We start from the raw sequence: 25013 nt of genomic DNA, 5'->3' as shown, positions 1-25013 counted from the left end.
ATGCAAAAGCCTACTGAAACTCTTGATTTTTCCATGTTATCGCGAGAAGAAATCGCGCAAACTCTTCGTGACCATAATCTTAACCTCTCAGTTGATGAAGCCTTAACTATTCAGAATGAATTTCTTAAACGAGCACCCAGTCATGCTGAATGTGTTTTATGGTCTATTCAAGGTTCAGAACATTGTTCTTATAAAAGCAGTCGTGTTCATCTAAAACAGTTTGTTACAGATGGCCCAAATGTAATCCTTGGCGCAAAGGAAGACGCAGGTATTGTATCCGTGGTACGGGATAATCAAGGTCATCGTTACGGCATTATTATCAGTCATGAATCTCATAATCATCCTTCTCAGATTGTTCCTTATGAAGGTGCTGCTACTGGAGTTGGTGGAAACGTGAGAGATGTTTGCTGTATGGGAGGAGAGGTTATCGCTGTAGCGGATAGTTTACGGTTTGGTGATATTAATCGCTCTCACACACACTGGATTCAAGATGGTGTAGTAGCCGGAATTGCTGGATATGGAAATCCATTAGGTATCCCCAATATTGCTGGCGATGTGTATTACGATGCTGCATATAATGAAAATTGTCTTGTTACCGTAGTCACTTTAGGAGTAGTTAGAGAAGATCATATTATTCACTCTTATGCTCCTGAACATGCAGATGATTATGTGTTCATCCTTGTGGGGAAACCTACTGATAACAGTGGATTTGGAGGTGCCAGTTTTGCTTCAACCACTTTGGAAGAGGATTCCTGTGAGAAAAACAAGGGAGCAGTACAAGAGCCTAATGCTTTTTTGCAACGCCATATACTCAAAGCGAATTATGCTTTGTTTCATATTCTTAGAGAAAAAAATCTGATTGATAGAGTAGGATTTAAGGATTTAGGTGCTGGAGGTGTCGCTTGTGCCAGTATAGAGCTGGCTGAAGCCGGTGGATCATATGGCGCTGAGATTGATTTGGAACAAGTTCCAACAGGTATGCCAGGTTTATATCCATCCGTTATTTTGTGCTCTGAAACTCAAGAGCGCTTTATGTGGGTTGTGCCTCCTGATCTGGTTGACATGGTCTTGAATCACTACAACCAAACTTTTGCTCTTCCACAAGTTTCTGATGGTGCTTGTGCTGCAGTTGTTGGTAAAATTCGAACTGATGGCCTTTATGTAGTTAATTATCAGGGAAAAGAATTGGTGAGGGCAAAAGTACCTGATGTGACCAAAGGCATAGTGTACAATAGACCTTTTGTTTCCAGACAACAAAAAGGTACAGAGCCAGATTTGCCTAAGCCAGCAGATTTGAATCAGATTCTATTATCATTATTAGCGCATGAAAATATCGCCTCAAGAGCACCTGTATTTGAAACCTACGACAAACAGGTACAGGGACGAACCTTTATCGAGGCAGGTTGGGCTGATGCAGGTGTAATGCAACCCTTCAATGAAGATAAATATCCTGAGGAAATTCGCAAAACAGGAATCGCTTTATCTCTGGATCACAATCCTCGTTATAATAAAATTGATGCTTATTGGGGAGCCGTAAACGCGGTTATTGAGTCAGTTCGCAATATTACTGCGGTAGGTGCTAATCCGGTAGCGCTCACTGATTGTCTGTGTTTTGGTAATCCTGAAAAACCCGAACAGATGGGGGAGTTTGTTGACTCAGTTCGTGGGATTGTTGATGCCTGTGCGGCAATCAAATTAAAAGAATATCCTGAGTCTTCATTACCGGTTATTGCCGGGAATGTTTCTTTATACAACGAGTCTTCTAAAGGTTCTATACCACCCAGTCCCATGATCAGTTGTCTGGGTACCCTGCCTAATATAGATTATTCAATTACCTTCGATTTTAAAAAGACTACAAGTGTGCTGATTTTAGTTGGTGAACGAAAAGATGAGTGTGGTGGCAGTGTTTATTATCAATTGTTTGATCAACTCGGGTCTCAGGTACCTCAACCTGATTTAAAGACCATCACTAATGAAATTCAGGCAGTATCAGAAGCCATCCAGCGAGGACTGGTTTTGTCTGCTCATGATATTTCCGATGGAGGTGTAGCAGTAGCTTTGGCTGAGATGAGCTTTAAGAATTCAATAGGCGTGAACGTCGTAATCCCTGGAACTTTACCAGTGGAAAAGCTTTTATTTTCTGAGAGCGGGGGATTTATTCTTGAAGTGGCTCCGGAACACAGCATGCAAATTGATACGATTTTTAGCAAACATCATATTCCTTATAGGACTATAGGTCATACTGTGGAGAAGCCTCATCTCTCCATAAACTCTGAAATTAACCTGTCAGTTAATGAAGCAAAACACGCCTGGGAACATGGTCTTAGAGAGAGATTATTATAATGACTACTATCAATTATAAAACTGCTGGTGTCGATATTGAAGCAGGTAATGAGGCTGTAAGACGAATCAAACGTAATGTAGAGAAGACTTTTTCACCACAGGTTTTAACAGGTATTGGCAGCTTCGGGGCTATGTATGATTTAAAACCATTGATGGAGCATTACAAGCATCCCATCATGGTCCAAAGCATAGATGGTGTTGGCACCAAAATGATTGTAGCTCGAATGATGCAAAAATTTGATACTATTGGCATTGATTTGGTAAGTGCTACTACAAATGACATCATTGTGCTTGGTGCTAAACCTTTAACTCTTTTGGACTATATAGCAACAGATCGCTTGAAGCCGGAAAATATCGAAGAAATAATTATTGGCATGACTAAAGCATGTCTTGACAATGAGATCTCTCTGGTTGGTGGCGAAACTGCAGAAATGCCAGACACTTATTTAAAAGGTGAGCATGATTTGGTTGGCATTATCACTGGCGTTGTTGAAAAAGAATCCGCTGTTCTTGGTACTGATATTGTACCCGGTGATGTAGTAATGGCATTTTCATCCAGTGGATTGCATACCAATGGGTACTCTCTTGCACGGAAATTATTTTTTGATTTAGGTGGATATACTGTTGACTCTAAAATACCTGAGTTGGCTCAGACGGTTGGTGAAGCATTATTAGCACCTCATATCAATTATACTAAGCCTGTCCTTCATATGTTAAACCAAAAAATCAACATCAAAGGGATGGCTCATATTAGTGGTGGTGGCGTATTAGAGAATATCCCCAGGATTTTGCCTGCTCACTGCGCGGTAGAAATTCAGAAAAATAAATGCCCGGTATTACCTGTTTTTAATGTATTAAAATCTTTGGGGCATCTGGATGATCATGAATTGTATCGAACTTTTAATATGGGGGTTGGTCTGGTAATGATAGTAGCCCCGGATGTTGTTGATGAAATGCATGTCGTATTAAAAACGCATACTGATTTCTCACTATTCGAGATAGGTAAAGTTGTATCCGGTACTTCTGCTGTGAGATTAATCTAATGAAGATTGCGATAGTTCAATTTCCTGGATCGAATTGCGAACGGGAAACCATGCTTGCCGTGAAGCGAGCAGGAATGATACCCATTGAATTTTTGTGGAATGAATCACATACCAATTTGCGAGAGATGGATGGATATGTGATAGTGGGGGGCTTTTCTTATGAAGACCGCTCCCGAGCAGGAATCATAGCCGCTCTGGATCCTGTAATGAAGGAAATTCGAAAACAGAGTGAGCTGGGTAAACCTGTATTGGGAATTTGTAATGGCGCTCAGATATTAGTTGAAACAGGAATGGTACCTGGATTAAAAAATAAACAACCAGGTATAGCTCTTACAGAAAATCGACGTATTCTTGATGGAAAGATACTGGGAACCGGTTTCTATAATACCTGGATCCATATGCGTCCAACCACTCAGTCACGAAGCAATGCGTTTACACGGCATTTAACAGAACAGTCTATATTATCCGTACCGATAGCCCATGCTGAAGGTCGATTTGTAATTCCAGAACAACTGGCACTGGAAATTGTGGATGAAGGACTGAATGTATTTCAGTATTGTGATGAAAAGGGAAATATTATTGATAACTTTCCCGTTAATCCCAATGGTTCAGTATTTAATACAGCAGCAGTGATGAATAAGTCCGGGAACGTAATGGCCATGATGCCTCATCCCGAACGAACATCAGCTGGAGATGCTATTTTTTTATCGATGAAAGAGTACATACTGGATCGTAAAGAATTTATTCCTAGTGAGTTGTCTTATATACCAGAATCAATACCAGTACGTACATACCCAAAAGAACAGCCAGGATATGAACTGTTGGTACGCTATATTATTACCGATAATCATGCGTTAACTGTACAAAATACCTTAAGACAATCAGGCCTGCCAGTGCGAGTCAGCAGGATTGTTCATTGGCAGATTAATTGTCAATCATCAGAACTTTTAGAACAGATAAAGCAAACTGGAGTTTTATATAATGTGCGTAAAGAATACCTGGTTGAACCTGAACAGGTATCCAGAGATTCCAATCTCGCTCTTTTAGTTAAGCCTAAAGATGATCTATTCGGACAGCAAAAAAAACAAATGCTTTTGGATCATTTTTCCCTTGATGGTATAGAAGAGATACAGCACGGTATTTTGTGGCTTTTTGAAAGTGAACACGATAAGATTGCCGACCTTAAGGAATTGATATTCAATTCAAATATTATCTTTAATCCATGTGCCCATGACTGCTATGAATATGAAAACTCCTGATAAAAATGCTATAACTGCTGCAATGCCCTATTGTTTAACCGAAACGGATTTTACTTTTGGTACAAAATATAAAGGAAAAGTTCGTGATACTTATGACTTGGGGGATAAATTAATTCTTGTAACTACTGACCGACAAAGTGCATTTGATCGATTACTGGCTTCAGTACCTTATAAAGGCCAAGTATTAAATTTAACTTCTGTCTGGTGGTTTAAAAATACTCAATCAATTGTTCCAAATCATTTAATCGCTGTTCCAGATCCCAATGTGGTAATTGCCAAAAAATGTAAAGTTTTTCCTATTGAATTTGTAGTAAGGGGATTTATTTCTGGTACAACAAGTACTTCTTTGTGGACTCAATACCAAAAAGGAGTCCGCGCGTATTGTGGTTTGTCTTTTCCAGAAGGATTACAGAAAAATCAAAAATTACCTGTACCCATTCTGACCCCAACGACTAAAGAAACGGAACATGATCGTCCAATAAGTCCAAAAGAAATCGTTTCAGAAGGCTGGATGACTCAAGCCGATTGGGATGAAGCCAGTTCTTATGCATTGAAACTATTTCAACATGGAATGGAAGTCGCTGCTCAGCATGGGCTGATTCTGGTTGATACCAAATATGAATTTGGTCGTGATCAGGACGGCAATATTGTTCTGGTCGATGAAATTCATACTCCTGATTCAAGTCGTTACTGGTTGTCTTCCAGTTATAGAGAGCGATTTGATGCTGGAAAGGAACCTGAAAATATAGATAAAGAATTTCTGCGATTATGGTTTGTTGAGCATTGCGATCCTTATAATGATAAAGAATTGCCCAAAGCTCCCAAAAAATTAATTGTTACTTTGGCTGAGCGCTACATTCAGCTTTATGAAATGATTACTCAAGAGGCGTTTGAATACGAAAAAACTCCTGGACCGATGCAACAGAGAATTTTTAACAATATTGAGCAGTGGCTGAGTTAGTATTCTTGACATTGAACGGTTGTTGACGTGAACAGCAGGGTGTCAGCTGAACGCTAACTTAGGAACAATATTCTTAATTATTCCGAATGTGCATGAGACTAGATTGACTCTTTTCGTAGCCCGTATTAGCGAAGCGTAATACGGGATCGAAATGGCAACAAACTCCATTGTTTCCCCGTATTACGCTTCGCTAATACGGGCTACTAAGGTTTAACTTAATGACAGTGATACGACTGCTCATCAATATCAAGCTGGATGTTTCTATCTGAGGGAAAAAGACTTATGTGTGGAATAGTTGGTATTTACAGTCATGAACCCGTTGCTGCTGAACTTTACGATAGTCTTATTCATCTCCAGCATAGAGGACAGGATGCGTGTGGCATCTTGACCTGCGATGATAGATTTTACCCTAAGCATGGTTTGGGATTGGTCAGAGAATCTATTTTTTTGGAGGATCTTCATCGCCTGAAAGGAAATGTCGGCATCGCGCATGCCAGATATCCTACTGCTGGTGGTTACAGTGAAGCGGATATACAGCCATTATGGATAGGGAGTCCCAGAGGCATCGCTTTGGCACATAATGGGAATCTGGTTAATTACCAAGAGCTGGTTGATGATATTTGTGGCAAACAACACCGTCACTTGAATTCAAGTTTGGACTCAGAAGCATTATTATTACTTTTAGCAGACAATTTGGCAGTAGGCTCCTACTCAGATAATGATGAGGAACAGTTTTTCAACCTATTATGCAATGCCGTAAACACAATCTATGAGCGTGCGGAAGGATCTTATTCAGTAGTCAGTTTAGTGATAGGGAAGGGATTAGTCGCTTTCAGGGATCCTCATGGGATTCGTCCCTTGGTATGGGGGGAACGAGTACGGCAAGATGGTACTAAAGACTATATTTTTGCGTCAGAAACAACTTCCTTTTATGCTTTGGGTTTTGAACCTAAAGGGGATATTAAAGCCGGTGAAGTGGCCTATGTAAATAACCAGGGACAATTGTACCGCAGAGTACTGACCGATAAGAAATTCACTCCTTGTATTTTTGAATACGTCTATTTTGCCAGACCTGATTCTACTCTTGATGATGTCAGTGTCTATCGGGCACGATTACGCATGGGACAAAATTTGGCGAAAAGTTGGAAAGAGACCTATCCTGATTCAATTCCTGATGTTGTAATCCCGGCTCCGTCAACTGCAAATACTGCCGCTCTGGCCTTTGCTAATGAGCTGGGGATTCGATATTCAGAAGGTTTATATAAAAATCCTTTTATTGGCCGAACGTTTATCATGCCAAATCAAGAGTCTCGTTCTCGGCAGGTACGTTATAAATTAACACCACAAAAAACTGAAATTAATAAAAAGAAAGTTTTAATCGTAGATGACAGTATCGTACGGGGAACTACTTCGCGTGAAATTGTCAAAATGATCCGTGAATTTGGCGCTTTGGAAATTTATTTTGTATCGACTTGCCCACCAATAAAAAATCCCTGCTTTTACGGCATTGATATACCCTCACGTAAGAAATTGATTGCAGCTCATAAAAGCGAAGAAGAAATCAAAACGTTTTTGGGCGTTGATAAATTATTGTATCAAAGTCAGGATGATCTTATAGAAGCGGTTACTCGACGGGGTATGCACCAAATGAGCCGTCCTTGTATGGCGTGCATGGATGGCAATTACATTTGTGGGAAAATTACCGAAGATAAAATAAAATCGCTTGAAAAAAAGAGAATTAAGGAAAATGGCATTGAGGCTGAAATAGGAGAAATATCGTAGTGAATATTCTTATTATTGGTTCTGGTGCACGTGAGCACGCCATCGCAAAGGCATTGAGTATATCAAAGCATAAGCCTTCCATATTTTGTTGTGGTACTTCCTATAATCCCGGCATACAAGAGCTTTCTCAGGGGTTTTGGGTGGGTGATATTACTGATATTGAACCTATCACGGATCAAGCAATTCAATGGCGGATTGATTTTGCAATTATTGGTCCTGAGGCACCATTAGAACAGGGTTTAGCTGATATTTTATGGGATTCGGGCATTCCTGTCGTTGGACCTAAAAAAGCATTGGCGCAGATAGAGAGCAGTAAAGGGTTTACCAGAGATTTAATGAAAAAATATCAAATTTCTGGTTTACCCAGGTATAAAGTCTTTTTAAATCATGAAGGAATTTCCGAGTTTTTAGCAGAGTTGGGTGAGGATAACTATGTCGTTAAAGCGAATGGCTTAATGGCAGGGAAGGGTGTCAAGGTTGCTGGGGATCATCTTCATTCCTTTGCAGAGGCACTTGTTTTTTGCAGCGAAATTTTTGCTCAAGGACAAACCCTGGTTATTGAAGAAAAATTGATAGGGCAGGAATTTTCTTTTATGTGCTTTTCTGACGGCACTTCATTAATTCCTATGCCTCTAATTCAAGATAATAAACGGGCATTTGAAGAAGATAAAGGTCCTAATACTGGGGGAATGGGGAGCTATACTGCAGCAGACCACAAATTACCCTTCCTGAGTCATTCTGATGTAGAACAAGCGTTTAAAATAATTCAGAGTGTTGTAAGTTCATTAATGACAGAAATCAAAGAAAAATATATAGGAATAATATATGGTGGCTTTATCGCAACAGCTACTGGTGTTTCAGTAATTGAATTTAATGCACGATTTGGCGATCCTGAATCACTTAATGTGCTGAGTATACTGGAATCTGATTTTGTTGATTTGTGTGGTGCTATGATTAAGGGATCCTTGCAATCGGAACAGGTTCAGTTTTCTCAAAAAGCTACTGTATGTAAATATGCGGTACCTGAAGGTTATCCAGATCACCCACTCCGTCATGTTGAAATTGATATTACATCGGTTGTTGATGGCCATTATTTATATTTAGCAGGAGTTAATGAAGAGAAAGGACTGCTTTATGCGACTGGCTCTCGAACAGCAGCTTATGTAGGAGTGGCGAATAGTATCCCTGCAGCCGAACAAATAGCGGAACAGGAGTTGTCACAAATCAAAGGTCCATTATTTCATCGCAAGGACATTGGAACCAGCTCCTTAATTAATAAGCGCATCGAAGCTATGTGTAAGTTGCGTTCATTATGATTCGATTAGGTATATTGGGTTCCACGAGAGGCACTAATCTGTTACCCATTATTGATGCAATTAATGAACATAAACTGCTTGCGGCTATTGAAGTAGTCGTCAGCAATAAACCGAAAGCTCTTATCCTTGAACGTGCTCAACATAATGGTCTTCATACAGAGTATTTAAGTCCCGAAGGTTTGAGCAGAGTGCAATACGACATGCAGATTAGTCGTATATTGCAGCAACATCAGGTGGATTTTGTCGTTTTAATCGGTTATATGCGCATTTTATCCGAAGAATTTGTAACACTTTGGAACAACAAAGTAATCAATGTTCATCCATCACTATTGCCCGCGTTTGCTGGAAAAATGGATTTGGAGGTACACCAAGCCGTCCTTCAAGCCGGTGCCCGTGAAACAGGATGTACTATTCATTATGTTACCAAGGATGTTGATGAAGGACCTATTCTTCTCCAAAAAAAATGTCCTGTATTCGAAAATGATACGCCGCAATCTTTGAAGGAGAAAGTGCAACATTTAGAGGGTATCGCTTTGGTAGAAGCCATCCAAAAGATTGCAACTCAATAATTGAATCTATTTAGGGGGTGTTGACAATTCCAATTTCGACGTACCGCGACTTGTTCGCGGGGTCCATTTCGATCGTGATGAAGACATTATGTTCGTTAATGATTCTGAATCCCTTGATCCCGCGAACAAGTCGCGGGACGTTGCGAGTATCTTGGTGAATTGTCAACTCACCCTAATAATATATTTTTAGACAACGTCTTTATAGTGTTTTATGGTTTCTCAGATTTAAGCTGAGAAACCATAAAAGACATACAGGAAGTTGGTAATAAACTAATCCGTTGTCAATACCACCTTATTCTTTATCCTTTTAATCTAGAGTGTTCCAATACATTCTTGGCCTGTTGTTCCAGATAATTTTTAATCGCCAATTGGTATTCAGGATATTTATTTCCGAGAAAGCGCGCCGCAAGAAGTGCTGCGTTAATTGCCCCTGCTTTTCCTACCGCAAGAGTACCAACAGGTATTCCAGCTGGCATTTGAACTATAGACAGTAATGCATCCATTCCATTAGTAAACGTTGATGATGGCATGGGGACTCCAAGAACCGGGAGTATGGTTTTTGCAGCAACTACGCCGGGTAAATGAGCCGCTCCGCCTGCTGCGGCTATAAATACTTCGACTCCACGAGATTCTGCGGATTTGATGTATTCAAAGAGTGCATCTGGTGTTCTGTGAGCAGACAGGGCACGTGCCTCATGTGGTATATTTAATTGATCTAACATGCGACTGGTTTCTTCCATGATCGTCCAATCTGACTTGGAGCCCATGAGTATACTAACAAGAATAGTTGACATTTTATTACCCCCAAAATTAATGCACAATTTTACATGAGATGGCATAAAAATCTCTAGTTAAATAAAAAAATATTCGGACCGAGCAGTTCTTTGATACCCGCATGCAGTACTATTTATAAATTAACTATTGGGATATTGAATAGCCTTAATACACTGTCCTTTGTTACACTCTCGCTAGTTTTTTATTATGTTTCATGTTAATTATTAAGAAGATCAAGGATGATCTGGATGTTGAAGTCATCGTTCTTCAATATCATACTATGAATAGGAGTTGTTATGAGATTAATAGTTTCTTTGTTAATGCTATTCCCGTTTCTAGTTTTTTCAGCAGCCTCCGAGCCGAATATCTCATCCAAACGTTCACCACATGAACCATTCGCTCAGGCATTAAAAAGGGTACAGGCGAGCGTTCCTGCAGTTCTGAGCAATTCATTAATAGCCAGAGATACGCCTATTGGAAAAAAAGTTCCCATCAAGCAGATGGATTTCAGCCTGGTTCCGACAGTAGTTGCATATGATGAAATGATGACTTTATTTAAGGTAGTTCGTGATACACGGTTTCTTTTCACTGATGATAAACCTGAGTTTGAACGAAGAATCAGTTGGCTTTATCCTGATGACGGCTGTTTTGCGCGGGCTGCACTTTCTATTATTAAACTTGAACAGGAGAATTTGATTAAACCAGCCAAAATTTTTGCTTTTGGTGATTTGATTCTCCAAACAACATATTCTCCTGATGGTTATGTCAGTTGGTGGTATCATGTTTCAACAGCTGTAAACTATATGGGCTCAATCTATATACTTGATCCGGCTTTAAACCCAGCGGGACCGCTGCTTGTTGATGAGTGGTACAGCAAAATGGGGAATGAGATGGAGTTAAGTGGTGTGATTTGCAGTTCGTATACTTACGGCCCTTTTGATAATTGTTATCAGGTAAGTGGAACGAGTAATGATCGGGCAATAAAGGACGAGTCAGGATATCTGGGGCTGGAATGGGATAGAATCAGTTCCCTAGGTTTAGATCCAATAACTCTATTAGGTAATAATCCTCCCTGGATTGTGGGGCTGTTACGCTAATTAGTATTACCGCTCTTTATAGGGTGTGTTGACAATTCCGATTTCGATGTCTCGCGACATTGGGAATAAATTGATGAATTGTCAACACAGCCTGGTTTAAGAGCAATTTTGTATTCGAGTATTATGTTTCACTAGGTCAACTTACAAGGAGGCACAACTTATTATGCGTTTATTTATTATTATTTGTTTATTGTGTAGTGCTCATTGGGTATCTGCAAAACCCTATTGGGATCCGAATAAGGTGCCCTCTGATAACAGGTACACCCATTTGAGCCATCCTGAACTTAAACTCTCCTCATTGAAATCGGTAACTGGACAATCAGGTATTCCTGTATTGCGAATTCAAGTTGATTGGCTGGGAGAGGATGAACTCTATGCAGTAAGTGGTTTAGTGATTGAGGCTTCCGGAACACCCGCTGTATTGGCTCGAAGCATCCATAAACCTAAGTGGGGTAGTTATCTGGGAATTTTGAAAAACAGTAAAACCGGAGAAGCAATATATTTCGATTCTATTGGAACAGGTAAAGAATACCGAAAACTTGCCCGAGCCATTAATTTACGTTTTCCCCTTCCAACTGAAGACATGATCTTTGAGTTGTTTGCTGAGAACCCTCAGTCAGGTCAGATGGAAAAAGTAGTTGAAAAAAATATCAGCCCTGATGAATTTAAGGCAGCAGATAGAGTGTTTAATGAACTGGAGATCAAAGAGCTGGCGCGAGCGACTAAGAGTCCTTCCTTAAGAGTTAATATTTATGCGGAAGGGTATGCGCGTGATGAAAAATCCTTGTTCTGGCGGCATGCTGTGAAATCGGTTCAAGCCTTATTGGATGCTCGTTTTCCTGGTGTTGAGTATATGGATTTTTATGCAGTATATAATCCGTCTGAAACTAAATTGGGTGAAGCAGAGGATCTGGGTACTCCTGTTCCAGAGTTCAATTCATTTTTAGGATTGTACTACCCGTATTGGGATAATTTTGGACGTTGGTATCACATTGTGTATCCGACACGGGAAAATAAATTTCGTGAGGGAATAGCTTCCGCACCTTATGATTATCCTATTGTTCTTGTCAACAGTACTCGTTATTGGGGTGTGGGGAACTATATGTCTCATACAGCGGTACCTGCAGGAAATTCCAAATATTTTATTTATATTTTATTGCATGAATTTGGACATTTTTTTGGTCTTAATGAAGAGTATGAAGGCGGTGGCCGTACAGAGCTTGAATTTGCCGCGGATATGGATGAGCCCTGGTCACAAAATATTACTTTTTTAAAGGAACCCACTTATTCAGCTATAAAATGGAATGAGTTTTTAAGTCCGCAAGTGATGATTCCAACGCCATACAGTGATTGGCACTCAAATCCTCCTGTTTATGGAGCCTATCAAGGCGGTTACGCTGATTCTCCCAGTTCAAAAGGACTAAGTCATAAACCCGGCATGAATTGCGTTATGGAATCGCATGAGTCGTTTTGTCATATCTGTACCAAGGGAATCCTGGATGTGATTCATTTTGATTTAGGGTTAGGATAAATCGGTGGAGGGGATAACATCCTGTGCTATCCCCTCCAGCGTTTTGATCAGGTCAGCAGTTTTGTCTTTATTCTGTTCTTTTGTGTTTTACGCCTTTATAATTTACAACCAGTTTATGATTGGATCCTCATGAGCGTTTGTCGATGGGTGTCTAATTTTATGTTTGTATTTTATTTTATCAAGGAAATTTCATGAACTATAAGTTAGATTTTTTTTCCGGTGTTAATAAAGTTGCAAAACAAAAGGCTAATTCAGCTATTTCACTTAAAGCTCAATCTGAACTAATGGAAATAAGTCAGGATAAAGCGCGTTGGAGTGAGCTGACATCCTGGATTTCAGACTTAGATATGGAAGATATTTGTGCCAGTGAAAATGAAGATACGGCTTTGGCTTTCTTAATACAAGGCTTAACTTTTGACAAGGTGATCTTCCAGCCTGATTCCGTTAAAGAGATACTAAGTATCGGTATCAAAAGTATTGAAAACTACCAAAAAGCCATTCAATTATTTGATGAAGAAAGCCAGTCTCTAAAACTACTAACAGAATATTTATTAGAGGAAAAAATTAACTCCCGACAGGAGTATCGAGAATACTTGAAGACACGAGACTCAGATGAGGATTTGGAACTCACAACCAACAATGGCACAAAATGTCCATAAAACAGTTTTTGTGCAGTCAAAGGATGTGCAATACTCATTAAGATGAAATGAATTTTGCACATCCCTGGATTGATGGTTAGAGACCCAGATAAATAGAATCATGAGGATGTCCAAGAAGAAGGTCACCGAGAAAACATGGTACGGTGACCAATTCTTTAAAAATTATGAAAGAAGGCATGGTTTCTTTCTATGAAATTGACATAGTTCCTGTTTTGACATAATGCTATATCTATAGATTTAAAATAATTGAGTAGTATATGTGTCTCGCATTAATCGCCATTGATCAACATCCTTTATTTCCATTAATCATAATTTCTAATAGAGATGAGTTTTATAAACGACCCAGTTTGACGGCAGATTATTGGCATGAGAATCCAAACATCTATTCAGGCAGGGATCTGGTCGGAAACGGAACCTGGTTAGGTGTGCATGGAATGGGAAGTTTTTCTTTGGTTACCAACTACAGAAACCCGAGCATGTATCAGCCATCAACGAGATCTCGCGGGCAATTAGTTGCACACTATTTATTGGAAAGTGAACGGATTTCACCAGAAGATTATATAGATAAAATCAAGTTATCCGCTGATCAATATAATCCATTTAATTTGTTAGTTGGGACTATGCACCATGTTTATTATTATTCCAATGTATCCGGTGAGGTAAAAATATTATCTTCCGGACTATATGGACTTAGTAATCATTTGCTGGATACTTCATGGTATAAGGTGACCAGAGCAAAAGAATTATTTAGAAATATAAAAACTAAACTGATTGCTTGTACTGAACCAGAGCAAGTAAGTGAACTACTTTATCCCATCTTATTTGACACCATTAATTCGCCAGAACATCTATTACCTGACACAGGTATTGAAACCCATCTAGAACAGTTATTAAGTTCTATCTTTATTAATATACCTGAGTATGGCTATGGCACAAATCAATCTTCAATTGTTGTATTTGCAAAAGATACGATTTCATTTTCAGAAATAAAAATTGAAGAAGGGCGTTGTTTGCCATTAAAATCCACAAAAATAAAACAGAGTTTCTCCTCGAAAGGTTCGGGCTGAGGACTAAGTAATCTCCTCATTATTTATTACGCCGGAAATGTAGTTATTGAATTTTTAATGGTCCTATAAATACCCGTCATTGCGAGCAACGCGAAGCAATCCACAACGGAGCTGTTTTGGAACTGTGTTCTGGATTGCTTCACTTCGTTCGCAAAGACGAACGTTTATTCTTAATGGCCACATAAATACCCGTCATTGCGATAAATACCCGTCATTGCGAGCAACGCGAAGCAATCCAGAAAGGAGCTTTATTGGAACTGTGTTCTGGATTGCTTCACTTTGTTCGCAATGACGAAGGTTTATTCTTAATGGCCACATAAATACCCCTCATTGCGATAAATACCCCTCATTGCGAGCAACGCGAAGCAATCCACAACGGAGCTTTATTGGAACTGTGTTCTGGATTGCTTCACTTCGTTCGCAAAGACGAAAACTTATACCAAATAGTAGATAATTTACCTCACTAGAACAATGAGGGAATGACTTAGTCCCCAGCCTGAACGAAGCGAGGAACGCAGGACGATTCAAATAAATATCCGTCATTGCGAGCAACGCGAAGCAATCCACAACGGAGCTTTATTGGAACTGTTTTCTGGATTGCTTCACTTCGTTCGCAAAGACGAAAACTTATACCAAATAGTAGATAATTTACCTCACTAGAACAATGAGGGAATGACTTAGTATCCAGCCTGAGCGAAGCAAGGAACACAGGACGATTCAAATTAAATATGGTGGGTAGAAACCCACCATAAGATACTTAACTAATCACCATTCGTGACTGTAATTTCAGAGGCAGCGCCTTGAGCTTTAATCATGGGATTATACATTGATTCTGCAAAAGCAGGAGGAACGATGTATTTTCCAGGATTGACTGCCTTGATTTTGTATACTATTTCTTTGGCAGTAGAGTCGATACTTCCAAAGTAATTCACTCTGTCTTCTCGGGCGTCAGAATAATCCATAGTGTCTGTTTTGACAGAGTCTCTAACCACCTCAAATCCACCAGGCAGCAGATCTTCAATTACAATATTAGAGTGATAATTGTCATCCAGAGAGCGAATTTGGATATGAACCTCAATTTCGCTTCCCAATGCTACTGACTGAATCACATTCCCTTTATCATCTCGATATTCCCGATAGAGTTCCATACCTTGTTTTAAAGGCGTTGAAGGGAGCTTTTTATCAAAGCCTGCCTGTACCAGTTGATAAAAGAACGTGAGCTTATCAGGATTATTAAAGCTGATTTGTTTGACGTCAGAGTCTATAGCCAGTTTTTGATAATTAGCTTGTTCAGCCGGTATGGACTTGGTTTGATTATTTATCAAAAGTTCGCTGATCGACAGGGTCGGTGTAGTGGTTGAATCCACCTGAGGATAAGCTGCCAGAGCCAGGCTTGCATAACCGGACAATATTGTATTGATGTCATCATTACTTATCGCTTGCACCAATTGCATTAATAATTTATCACCCACCTGGGACAACAGGTTAGGGAAGTGTTTTGCTACAATGTATAAATATTGTGCGTCTGCAATATTGCTGTCATAGAAATCTGTATCATAAGGTTTCTTGTTTTGCGGTTGGTACAGACTAATTAAGCGAGATGCATCATTATAGCTTTTCAGTATTTGATAGGCTCCAGCAATATAGACTGCAGTGATGTCTTTTTTCCAGGCTTGAGAACTGTCCTTTTGTAAGTACAGTTGCAGATTCGCCAGATAATTGGTTGTCACAATCTCATTCCTGGTTAAAATGTAGATGGCATAAGCTTGAATTCGTGCCGCATCCATATCAGAGACATTTTGGCTGGCCAGTTCCTTCAGATAATTAATGCCATTAAAGAATAGTTCATTCGGAACATTGAATCCTTGGCCTCGGGCTTCAGTCAAAAAGTGCATGGCATAGACTGACGCGAACGTGTTGCCTTGATTATCTCCCAATCCTGGCCAATAACTAAATCCACCATTGGACATTTGCCTTTGGCTCAACATTTGAATGGTCGTATTCACCTTTTCATTTATTTGACTGCTGTCCTTGGTAAACCAGCTTTGACTGTTCATTGCAATTAAAGGCAAGGCTTTACTGGTTAACTGTTCAGTACAACCGTAAGGGTAATTATCCAGATAACGCTGCAATCCAAATACAAGAATTAATGGACTCGTCGACATTGTCGCATCAACAGTACGATATTCCGGATACAGGGTTTGCATGATATCCAGAGTTTTTGCAGCGTCTTTGGATTGACCGCTCTCTATATGAGTAAAGAACGGTGTTGCTGGTCTTACACTCAGCGTTGCATCCATTGAGCTGGTTTTATCACCGGCACTGGCTGTAAAAGTAACCTTGGAAGCACCCAATGCTGATTTTGCACGCAATTTAAAGTGCACTGATTGTTCATGTCCTTCTCTGATTTCCAAGGTCTGTTGGGCATCACCAATAATTTCAAGTTCAGACGCAGCAGTTAAACTGACGGTAATTTTAGTATGGTCACCGGAGTCCTTGATATTATTTGCGACACTGGAGCTGATTTCAAATTCGTCACCGGGTGCAACAAACGTAGGTACATTGGGATTGATAATAAAATCACCTCTGACTTCTGATGTAGCATCATTTGCGCCAACAGAATCCGCCGAAACAGCTACAGCCATAACTTTTATTGACCCATTAAAATAATTGGGAACCTGATAAGTTAACTGACGACTGGTTGTGTCCGTATCAATGATTCCTGACCAGTAGACTACAGGTAAATCAGTTTTTCTTTTGAATGGATTGAGACGGCTGGCTAAATCTGCTTCGCCATCATCTCCTCCCGCAGCAGACAACTCTCTATCCTGTATAAATTTAGGCAGGATTTGATCGACTGTTTGCTGAGTAAATACTTCCAAAGCATGCTTTTGAAAAAAGAAAGACAGGGGATCAGGGGTAATGTATCTTCCAACCTGTAAAATTCCTTCATCAACTGCATAGACGATGATTTTTCCGGGTTTATCCGTATGATAGTCAATAGTTAAGGTTTCGCCAGGACGAACAACCTTAGGTGTGTTCAGTTCTATTTTAATATCATGATTATCATGGTTCACTGTGAAAGGGACTACGCTGTAGCTTAGCGGGCTGATAAATAATTCTGGAGATTCCCAGTCCCGAACGAATGCGACATTGATGTACCCATTTCCTTGGAAGTCTGCTGGAATATGAATAGTCTGCACTGAGTTTGTTGTTTCAGTTTTAAACCATTGTGTTGCATAAACCTTATCTCGCTCAATGGTGATTAAGCCTGAACCTGTGTAGGGAGCGGTAATCTGAATTTCAATATCATCATTAGCGAGATATTCTTCTTTATTCAGTTTTATTGATAACTCTGCATTTTTAGCAAGAGGCTGCTGGCTTGACCCTACGATACTGAATTTTAATTGGCTCAGTACAGTATTGTCTTTATCAAGAATATTTAATGAATAATCACCAATCTGTTGTGTTGGTAAGGAATAATCAGTTCCTTGTTCATTTACAGTAAACGGTTCTGTGCTGATAACAGTTGACTGAATAATGGATTGATATTGATAGGTACCATCCGCTTTTTTAATCAGGGTTGTCACTGGATGTAACGAAACGAGCTGAATTTTTAAATCCTTAACTTCTTCCTTGGTTAATTGAGGATTAATGGCTATATAGTTTATCGTTCTGGTACCATTTTGTTTGATAAACGATAAATCACCATCAGGTTTGTATCCAATAAAATAGGCGAGAGGGCTTATTAAGGCTTTTGACTGAGTGGTTACACTTCGACCGCCTTCTGCTTCAAAACCTTCGGCAAAAAAGGTCAGTTTATATGTTGCCTTGTCAAATCGGTCAAGATTTAAATCAAATTCTGCATCCCCTTTATCATTGGTTGTTACATCAGGCAGGGATTCCGTAAAAACCTTTGGCGGTTTTTTGGGGTCGAACAGTGGATCTGCGAAGACATAGTCTGGATAGTCATCAAAATCAATTTCCTGTGGGGTCAACAAAATTTTTGCACTGATCTTTCTATCTGTTGCAGGAGCACCATATAAATTCCAGAGGCTGACATGCGCTTTCAAATTATCGGGAGAACTCCAGCCATCCAGGGGTTTGGGAGTCAGATTTGAGCTTATCCGCATCCTGTCAGGTTGAAACTCCGAAACATTAATACTTGTAGAACCTAAAAGATTCTGTGGATGTCCATCTTTTACGAGAAACAGATTGACCATATATTGTCCCGTAGGGGAGGTTTGTGAGGTAGTGAAATCAAGTTCCATATACCCGGTATCATTCAGGATCAAGTGTTCATCTTTTATTGTTGTTCCCCGTGAGTCGACAATGGTTGCCTGTAAGGGAAGACCTGCTGGTTGTGCCTGAGCATAGGCTTGTTTGACTATCATGCCCACATGGACTGTGTCACCAGGTCTGTAAATACCTCTATCTGAGAATAAATAAGCGCTTAAGCTTTGTAAATCCTGATTGTAGGTATAGATACCGCCTATATCAAATTTGGAAAAGTTCAATTGTCGGTTGTAATTACTGTATGGAATAAACGAAACATCGTTATTGAGGCTAGCAAGGTAAACGATAGGTTCTCTGTCTTCCACAAAATCCTTCAAAGATGGGAAGTTAACTCGACCTTGATCATCACTGATCCGGGTCAATATAGGTAAACCATTTTTACCTAATATCGTGACTGTGGCTCCAGTTACTGGAGTTCCCTGAGTGATGGAGTTAATAAAAACATCATGAGTTCCATCGTTGTTATCTTTTACTATCATTCCCATATCAGTAATTAAGATTAAACGACTGGCTTTTACATCAAGGGCATATTTATTAGCAACATCCCATCCAGTTGCCTGTAATAAAAAGAGACCCTGTGGACCAACAGCATCGGCATTGACAGTTAGATACTTACTTAAATCAAGAGCGGTATATTGTTGCTTGGTTAAATCGCTGCTATCAAATTGTTGAATATCCGAAAAGATCTGGCTGATATTCTGCTGATTGAACGTTGGGTTAATGAAGTAGGGATTATTAAAATCTCCTTGAGTTTGTGTAACCAATTGATTGATGTTGTCAGGTAATACTCGGGCAAAGTCAAACTTTACAGCGGGCACACCACGAATGAGGACGGATAATTTTTTCTCTCCTGCCAAAGCTAACAAAGATCCTTTATGAAGAAAACTGATTTCTTTTGGGTATTCTGGAACTGCGATAACGGCTGAATAATCAGTGTTTAAGGTGAAATCACCAAATCCTTTCATTCCCTTATCTATTTTTATATAGATATATCGAGGAGTTTGTGCTGCAAATTTGAAACTGTGCAGTGTTGAGTAATTTTGCTCTGATGGTATGTCTACTTTCGATAAAGGGGTGGCCAGAGAGAGGATGCTATTGGTTACTTCTCCTGGATTCTGCCATTGATAATTGGTTTTGGCCGCTTCTAAAGAGGTAGCTGGATAATCTTGTGGAAGCAAATACACGTGAACCGATTTATTGAAGTCATTTTCATTCACGCCCAGGCTTGTTTCTACCGTAAGGACCTGTTCAGGTCGATCTTTTTCATTTCTGATGATAGACGCTGATGCTGAAAGTACTTTGAGGAAGTTGCTCGCATCGGGAATGAGCAGGCTTGAGTCCAATTTAGATTTAAGTGTTGCTGAGTTGGTTGAAGAGGCTACATTTTTATCTAAAGTTAAAATTACTAATTGTGCATTTTTTTTGATTTTTATATTTTCAGAATGCAGATAGGCTATACGTTTGTGCTCATCATAAGTGTAGTTGAATTTAACAGGTTCGCCGCCTTTAGTTGTAGAGCCTTGTTGGTTATCCTGAAGTGTTAAAACAGTGTTTTTTTCAAGACTTTCCGGGTTGACTGGAAAATTAAATTGCAGGGTAGCTTCTGCTGTTCTATTTTCGGAGTTAACTGGATCCTGGTAAAATCTTAATTCAGAGATGGACGCTTCAAAAGGTTTTGTTGAAAAAGAGACATCATAGTGTTCCATTTTTGTATTGGTCGAAAAGAAGTTTTTAGCAAAATGGATGGTGTATTTTTGATCTGCAGGCCAGTCTTCAGAGGGAATAAACACCAATTGACTGTCACTATTCCAACTCCACTCACCAGGCATTGCTGGAGTCATTTCTATACCTTCTGTAACGGTTTTTCCTATCAAGTTGATTGGAGCCACAGATTGCGTAATGAATTCATTGGTTCTGATACCAAAATCGATGATAAGATTATTAGGTACTAGTGTTTCTTCATTTGCAGTGATATCAGGTATCGTAATCGATGCCGTAGTATAAACAGGCTTAGGCAGGTTTTTATACCAATAGGTTGCATAGGAGCCTGTACAGATTAAAGCGACAATGATTAAGGATGTCCCCCAAAACGTCTTGGGTGATTTTTGTGCTTTTTGATGTAGGTTGACCAACCATGGAGGGCTATTCCAGTTCAATTTACCGAATACATTCGTAAAAATTGAACCTATAACGTTCAAAACTGAAGAAATTGGATTTTTGTTCATGATTTTAGTTTTTCCCACTTGGTCTGTCTGGTCGTTGATCTGGTATGAGTAATGTGTGTATATTAATGCCTATTTGATTTTTATTTGATCCAATGCAGTTCTATTTCGTGTAATCGATATAAAAATTGATTATAATTCAACCTTTAAAATGCACAATATCAATTATGAAAAAAATAATCAAAATTATAAGCATAATCTTAGTTTCACTGTTTGTCAGTGGCTATTTGATATTATTTTTTTCACCCAAGCCTTTATTACTTGATGGAATCAGTTTTTCAAATGCAGTGTACGATGATCACCATCAATTATTGAGGTTAACGTTGAGCAAGGATGATAAATATCGTCTGTTTACTCCCTTGTCCGATATCTCCAGTGAATTAGTTGAGGCTACTTTATTACAGGAAGATCAGTATTTTCGCTGGCACCCTGGTATTAATCCGTTCTCATTGTTCAAGGCTGTTTGGCAGACTTATGGTGTTCAATCGCGTCGAGTTGGCGCTTCAACGATAACCATGCAGGTAGCTCGAATGCGTTTTGGAATCAACTCCAGGACTATTTCAGGTAAGTTAATGCAAATATACAGGGCATTGCAACTGGAAATGAACTACAGTAAGGATGAGCTGCTCGAAGCTTATTTGAATCTGGCTCCTTATGGAGGGAACATAGAAGGAGTAGGGGCGGCCAGTCTGGTTTATTTCAATAAGTCAGTAAACAAACTCAGTCTGCCTGACGCATTGACATTAAGTATTATCCCTCAGAATCCAGGGAAAAGAACACCTGATAATAAAAGCTTGAAAACAATTCGGGATCATTTATATGCCCGATGGTTGGTCAAACACCCTGAGGATGCTAATAAAAGGGAAACTTTTGGTCTGCCCCTGGTGATGCATCAGATAAGTAATTTGCCATTCAGTGCCCCACATTTTGTAAATATGGTATTGAGTGATCCGTCAATACATCAACAAAGTATTGATACATCTCTAGACTCAAGAGTACAGGTCATTATCAATCGAATTACCAAAAACTACCTGGCGCGGAAAAAATCAATCGGCGCTTATAATGCCTCTGTATTATTAGTCGATACACGGGATATGACCGTGAAAGGTTTGCTGGGATCAGCTGATTTTTTTAACAAAAATATTAGTGGACAGATCAACGGGATCGACATTAAACGTTCGCCAGGCTCCACATTAAAACCCTTTATTTACGGCTTGGCTTTAGATCAAGGATTAATTCATCCTGATACCGTTTTAAAAGATGTTCCTCACAGTTTTAATGGATATAATCCGGAAAATTTCGATTATGATTTCATGGGGCCAGTTAAAGCGAAAGATGCCCTTGTATTAAGCCGCAACATTCCTGCAGTTTATCTATCCAGTCAATTAACCAATCCGACTTTACATCAATTATTAGAAAAAGCGCAGGTAAGTCATTTAAAGCCGGAGTCTTATTACGGTTTATCACTTAATCTTGGTGGTGTCGAATTGACTATGAGAGAGCTGGTAGGGCTTTATGCCATGCTCGTTAATGATGGGGTATGGTATCCAATACGGTTTTACCATGATGAAAATAAAGGTTCTGGTCGTAGATTATTAAGTCCTGAAGCAAGTTTTCTGGTTTTGGATATGTTAAAAAGTACTCCTCACAGTGATTTTGGCAATAAATCTGCTCAACATCTTCCTGTATCATGGAAAACAGGTACCTCATCGGGGTATAGGGATGCTTGGGCTGTCGGTACTTTTGGACCTTATGTCCTGGCCGTATGGATTGGTAATTTTGATAATAAAGCCAATCCGGCATTTGTAGGTAAGGACATAGCTGCACCATTATTTTTTGAGTTAATTGATGCAATCAAGCATGAGCGTGGTCCTTTATCTGCCATTACTAAAAATACGGCTTCGATGAATCTTGAGAAAGTAGAAGTGTGTAAAGCATCAGGGATGTTACCTACACGTTATTGTCTCGATACGGAGTGGACCTGGTTCATTCCGGGGAAATCACCGATTAAAACTGATACAATTTTTAGAGAAGTGGCTATTAATAACAGAACCGGGTTGCGTACCTGTCATATAGATGAAAATACGCGCTTTGAAATATTTGAATTCTGGCCATCTGATTTATTAAAAATTTATAAGCGTGCAGGCATACAACGTCGTACCCCTCCATTTTTTGAAGCAGATTGTGCATTATCCGGTAACTCTGGAATTAATCCGCAGATCACATCACCCCAGGCTGGAATCAGTTATGTGATTCGAGCCAATTCGCAATTAAATAATAAAATCCCCTTGTCAGCAGTTAGCGATGCAGGTATCGCTCATTTGTACTGGTTTATTAATGAAACTTTTGTTGCCAAGACCAAAGCGGGACAAACCTATCTTTGGGATGCGAAGCCAGGCAAATATGTAGTACGAGTTGTAGATGATCATGGTTTATCTGATGCGCGTGACATTCATATTCTGATGGATACATAAAAAAGCTTGGTGATTTAAAGAAACAAATGGCTGACGACCGCTGTCCCTCTAGGGTTTGTTGACAATTCCGATTTCGAACTCCCGCGACGTTGGGAATAAATTGTTGAATTGTCAACACACCCTTTTATTTTCATCGACGATTCAGATCGATATTATAGCATAGGGCTTTCAATTGGGAGGATCGCTGTACTAGCATAGGATCGACTCACATTGAAACGTTCATTTTCTTCATCGAACTCGATTGAGTGCTCTGAAATCGTTTTAACAAACTCAACCATTGCAGAAGATAATTGAGTCGGTTTAGACATGGCTCCTGTATGATTCTGAATGTCCTGAACAAGCGAATAGATGCCTTTAATTGTTAGTAAAAAGGCTATAAGGTCAATAATATAACCAAACTTCGGTTCAATCATTGCAAAAAACATGACCCACCGAGTCATTTCAAGAAAAGCAAGTGTATCTATTGCTCGACCAAAATAGACCGCTGGAAGTGGTTTTATCCGATGTCTAAAAAAGGACGATTGTTGAAGATAGTTTTTGTAATCGGCCTTATCTGAATCTTTTGTAAGAAAGCTTTGAGTCGCATTCAGCACGTCAGTGCACATTTTTAAACGGTGAGGACGTTTAATGACGCGTCGGATTGATTCATCAACAATGGTTTGCGTTTGAACCCGTATTTGGGGATTTGTCTGTAAAATAATCTGCGAGTTTAATTGATCAACCAGTCTGTTAAAATGAGTGGCTAGAGCACTGCTTTGTAGTTGCTGAACTTTATAATGTCTCGCGGCTTCAAACAGGGTTAGTGGCGTCAAAGTAATACCCGGAATTCTTAAAATGCAGGAAGGCTCAAAAAATCGTCCAAATTGTATCAGAGGTAAATCCAGTTTAATGCCGGCCAATTGTAGTGCGACCCGTGCTCCATTAGCACAATTATGAGTCAATAGGTGATAAAAGTCTGGATTATTGTATTCGGAATTAGAAAATTCTTCACAAAACGTAACAAACGGTACCGTACTTTCAAATGTAACACAATTATCATTATCGTATTGGTGCTTCGGTAAGGTGCCGGGACCCAGGCTGCGTTCGTCTTTGTTATGCCATATTTTAACCATTTCCATATCATTGAATAAAGGTTCATTCACCGCAGCTTGAGCATAAATTTGAGCGCAAGTACCAAGACTTACAACGTTAAGCATAATATACAACGATTTAATCCTTAATCTATATAAGAAAGGGTCGCATAATACAAAATAAAGTCAATTTAGTCAATTTTTGTTGATTGCAATTGGGCTTCGATTATCCATTTTTGAGTTGGTAATGAATTATTCTGGAGTACTTCGTTAGGGGCTGTTGATACGTGCTCTATATTCCATATGTGGCGGGGCTTGTTCCTAACGATCCGCACTTTTTTATACGTCATCCTCGCGAAGGCGGGGATCCATACTAAAATTTAACACAATACCACAGCGTTGCGTGGATCCCCGCCTTCGCGAGGATGACGATCTTAAAAAAATTGTATATCAAGATTAATTATTGTGCATTTTTAAAAAAGTGAGGAACCCTCCGGTCTTGTCCGCGCCATCCAGAATAGCGCGGTACGTAAGCGTTCTCGGGTAATTA

General features: G+C 39.5%; 15 protein-coding genes. 12 read left to right on the top strand and 3 right to left on the bottom strand.

Annotated elements, in window-relative coordinates; genetic code table 11:
* The 7 genes from purL to purN all read left to right on the top strand — a co-directional run bounded on the left by purL (position 1) and on the right by purN (position 9273).
* Positions 1–2343 (top strand): phosphoribosylformylglycinamidine synthase subunit PurL, encoded by a 2343-nt coding sequence (gene purL, locus Lqua_RS06515; RefSeq protein WP_058473466.1) that lies wholly within the window; start codon positions 1–3, stop codon positions 2341–2343.
* Positions 2343–3386, top strand: coding sequence for a phosphoribosylformylglycinamidine cyclo-ligase (purM, locus tag Lqua_RS06510; protein WP_058473465.1), 1044 nt, complete (start codon positions 2343–2345; stop codon positions 3384–3386). Before purL ends, purM begins: the two co-directional genes overlap by 1 nt.
* On the top strand, positions 3386–4645 hold the full coding sequence (purQ, locus tag Lqua_RS06505; protein WP_058473464.1) for a phosphoribosylformylglycinamidine synthase I: 1260 nt from the start codon (positions 3386–3388) through the stop codon (positions 4643–4645). The genes purM and purQ overlap by 1 nt, the downstream gene beginning before the upstream one ends.
* Positions 4626–5606 (top strand): phosphoribosylaminoimidazolesuccinocarboxamide synthase, encoded by a 981-nt coding sequence (locus Lqua_RS06500; RefSeq protein WP_058473463.1) that lies wholly within the window; start codon positions 4626–4628, stop codon positions 5604–5606. The genes purQ and Lqua_RS06500 overlap by 20 nt, the downstream gene beginning before the upstream one ends.
* 282 nt (positions 5607–5888) lie before the next feature.
* Positions 5889–7388 carry an amidophosphoribosyltransferase gene (gene purF, locus Lqua_RS06495; RefSeq protein WP_058473462.1) on the top strand — a complete coding sequence of 500 codons (1500 nt, stop codon included), beginning with the start codon at positions 5889–5891 and terminating at the stop codon, positions 7386–7388.
* The gene (gene purD, locus Lqua_RS06490; protein ID WP_058473461.1) at positions 7388–8704 is read left to right on the top strand and encodes a phosphoribosylamine--glycine ligase; all 1317 of its coding nucleotides are present in this window, start codon (positions 7388–7390) and stop codon (positions 8702–8704) included. Before purF ends, purD begins: the two co-directional genes overlap by 1 nt.
* Positions 8701–9273: a phosphoribosylglycinamide formyltransferase gene (purN, locus tag Lqua_RS06485; RefSeq protein WP_058473460.1), complete on the top strand. Its 573-nt coding sequence runs from the start codon at positions 8701–8703 to the stop codon at positions 9271–9273. The genes purD and purN overlap by 4 nt, the downstream gene beginning before the upstream one ends.
* A gap of 299 nt (positions 9274–9572) precedes the next feature.
* Here purN and purE read toward each other — a convergent pair whose 3' ends face one another.
* Positions 9573–10067 (bottom strand): 5-(carboxyamino)imidazole ribonucleotide mutase, encoded by a 495-nt coding sequence (purE, locus tag Lqua_RS06480; protein ID WP_058473770.1) that lies wholly within the window; start codon positions 10065–10067, stop codon positions 9573–9575.
* A gap of 276 nt (positions 10068–10343) precedes the next feature.
* Between purE and Lqua_RS06475 the strand changes: the two genes are divergently transcribed.
* The 4 genes from Lqua_RS06475 (at position 10344) to Lqua_RS06460 (ending at position 14401) form a co-directional block, all read left to right on the top strand.
* Positions 10344–11144, top strand: coding sequence for a protein-glutamine glutaminase family protein (locus Lqua_RS06475; protein ID WP_058473459.1), 801 nt, complete (start codon positions 10344–10346; stop codon positions 11142–11144).
* 163 nt (positions 11145–11307) lie between these two features.
* Positions 11308–12675 (top strand): M64 family metallopeptidase, encoded by a 1368-nt coding sequence (locus tag Lqua_RS06470; RefSeq protein ID WP_115148719.1) that lies wholly within the window; start codon positions 11308–11310, stop codon positions 12673–12675.
* A 191-nt stretch (positions 12676–12866) separates the two neighbouring features.
* Positions 12867–13334, top strand: coding sequence for a hypothetical protein (locus Lqua_RS06465; RefSeq protein ID WP_058473457.1), 468 nt, complete (start codon positions 12867–12869; stop codon positions 13332–13334).
* A gap of 257 nt (positions 13335–13591) precedes the next feature.
* Positions 13592–14401, top strand: coding sequence for an NRDE family protein (locus tag Lqua_RS06460; protein WP_058473456.1), 810 nt, complete (start codon positions 13592–13594; stop codon positions 14399–14401).
* A 761-nt stretch (positions 14402–15162) separates the two neighbouring features.
* Here Lqua_RS06460 and Lqua_RS06455 read toward each other — a convergent pair.
* Positions 15163–20922, bottom strand: a complete 5760-nt coding sequence (locus Lqua_RS06455) for an alpha-2-macroglobulin (protein WP_058473455.1) — start codon at positions 20920–20922, stop codon at positions 15163–15165.
* Positions 20923–21086: 164 nt separating this feature from the next.
* Here Lqua_RS06455 and pbpC point away from each other — a divergent pair, with 164 nt between their 5' ends.
* Positions 21087–23393, top strand: a complete 2307-nt coding sequence (gene pbpC, locus Lqua_RS06450; protein ID WP_058473454.1) for a penicillin-binding protein 1C — start codon at positions 21087–21089, stop codon at positions 23391–23393.
* Between the two features lie 152 nt (positions 23394–23545).
* Here pbpC and Lqua_RS06445 read toward each other — a convergent pair whose 3' ends face one another.
* A complete protein-coding gene (locus Lqua_RS06445; protein WP_133141109.1) occupies positions 23546–24598 on the bottom strand; it encodes a hypothetical protein in 1053 nt (350 codons plus the stop codon).
* Positions 24599–25013: the final 415 nt, after the last annotated feature.

Source organism: Legionella quateirensis, from assembly GCF_001467955.1.
In the GTDB taxonomy this organism is placed as follows: Bacteria; Pseudomonadota; Gammaproteobacteria; order Legionellales; family Legionellaceae; genus Legionella; species Legionella quateirensis.
The sequence above is the reverse complement of the archived record's forward strand: the minus strand, read 5'-3'. Positions and strand labels throughout refer to the sequence as shown.

What these genes read in the sequence shown, in the direction of transcription:
- purL (WP_058473466.1), top strand. Translation starts at nt 1, where the DNA reads ATGCAAAAGCCTACTGAAACTCTTGATTTTTCCATGTTATCGCGAGAA.
- purM (WP_058473465.1), top strand. Translation starts at nt 2,343, where the DNA reads ATGACTACTATCAATTATAAAACTGCTGGTGTCGATATTGAAGCAGGT.
- purQ (WP_058473464.1), top strand. Translation starts at nt 3,386, where the DNA reads ATGAAGATTGCGATAGTTCAATTTCCTGGATCGAATTGCGAACGGGAA.
- Lqua_RS06500 (WP_058473463.1), top strand. Translation starts at nt 4,626, where the DNA reads ATGAATATGAAAACTCCTGATAAAAATGCTATAACTGCTGCAATGCCC.
- purF (WP_058473462.1), top strand. Translation starts at nt 5,889, where the DNA reads ATGTGTGGAATAGTTGGTATTTACAGTCATGAACCCGTTGCTGCTGAA.
- purN (WP_058473460.1), top strand. Translation starts at nt 8,701, where the DNA reads ATGATTCGATTAGGTATATTGGGTTCCACGAGAGGCACTAATCTGTTA.
- purE (WP_058473770.1), bottom strand. Translation starts at nt 10,067, where the DNA reads ATGTCAACTATTCTTGTTAGTATACTCATGGGCTCCAAGTCAGATTGG.
- Lqua_RS06475 (WP_058473459.1), top strand. Translation starts at nt 10,344, where the DNA reads ATGAGATTAATAGTTTCTTTGTTAATGCTATTCCCGTTTCTAGTTTTT.
- Lqua_RS06470 (WP_115148719.1), top strand. Translation starts at nt 11,308, where the DNA reads ATGCGTTTATTTATTATTATTTGTTTATTGTGTAGTGCTCATTGGGTA.
- Lqua_RS06465 (WP_058473457.1), top strand. Translation starts at nt 12,867, where the DNA reads ATGAACTATAAGTTAGATTTTTTTTCCGGTGTTAATAAAGTTGCAAAA.
- Lqua_RS06460 (WP_058473456.1), top strand. Translation starts at nt 13,592, where the DNA reads ATGTGTCTCGCATTAATCGCCATTGATCAACATCCTTTATTTCCATTA.
- Lqua_RS06455 (WP_058473455.1), bottom strand. Translation starts at nt 20,922, where the DNA reads ATGAACAAAAATCCAATTTCTTCAGTTTTGAACGTTATAGGTTCAATT.
- pbpC (WP_058473454.1), top strand. Translation starts at nt 21,087, where the DNA reads ATGAAAAAAATAATCAAAATTATAAGCATAATCTTAGTTTCACTGTTT.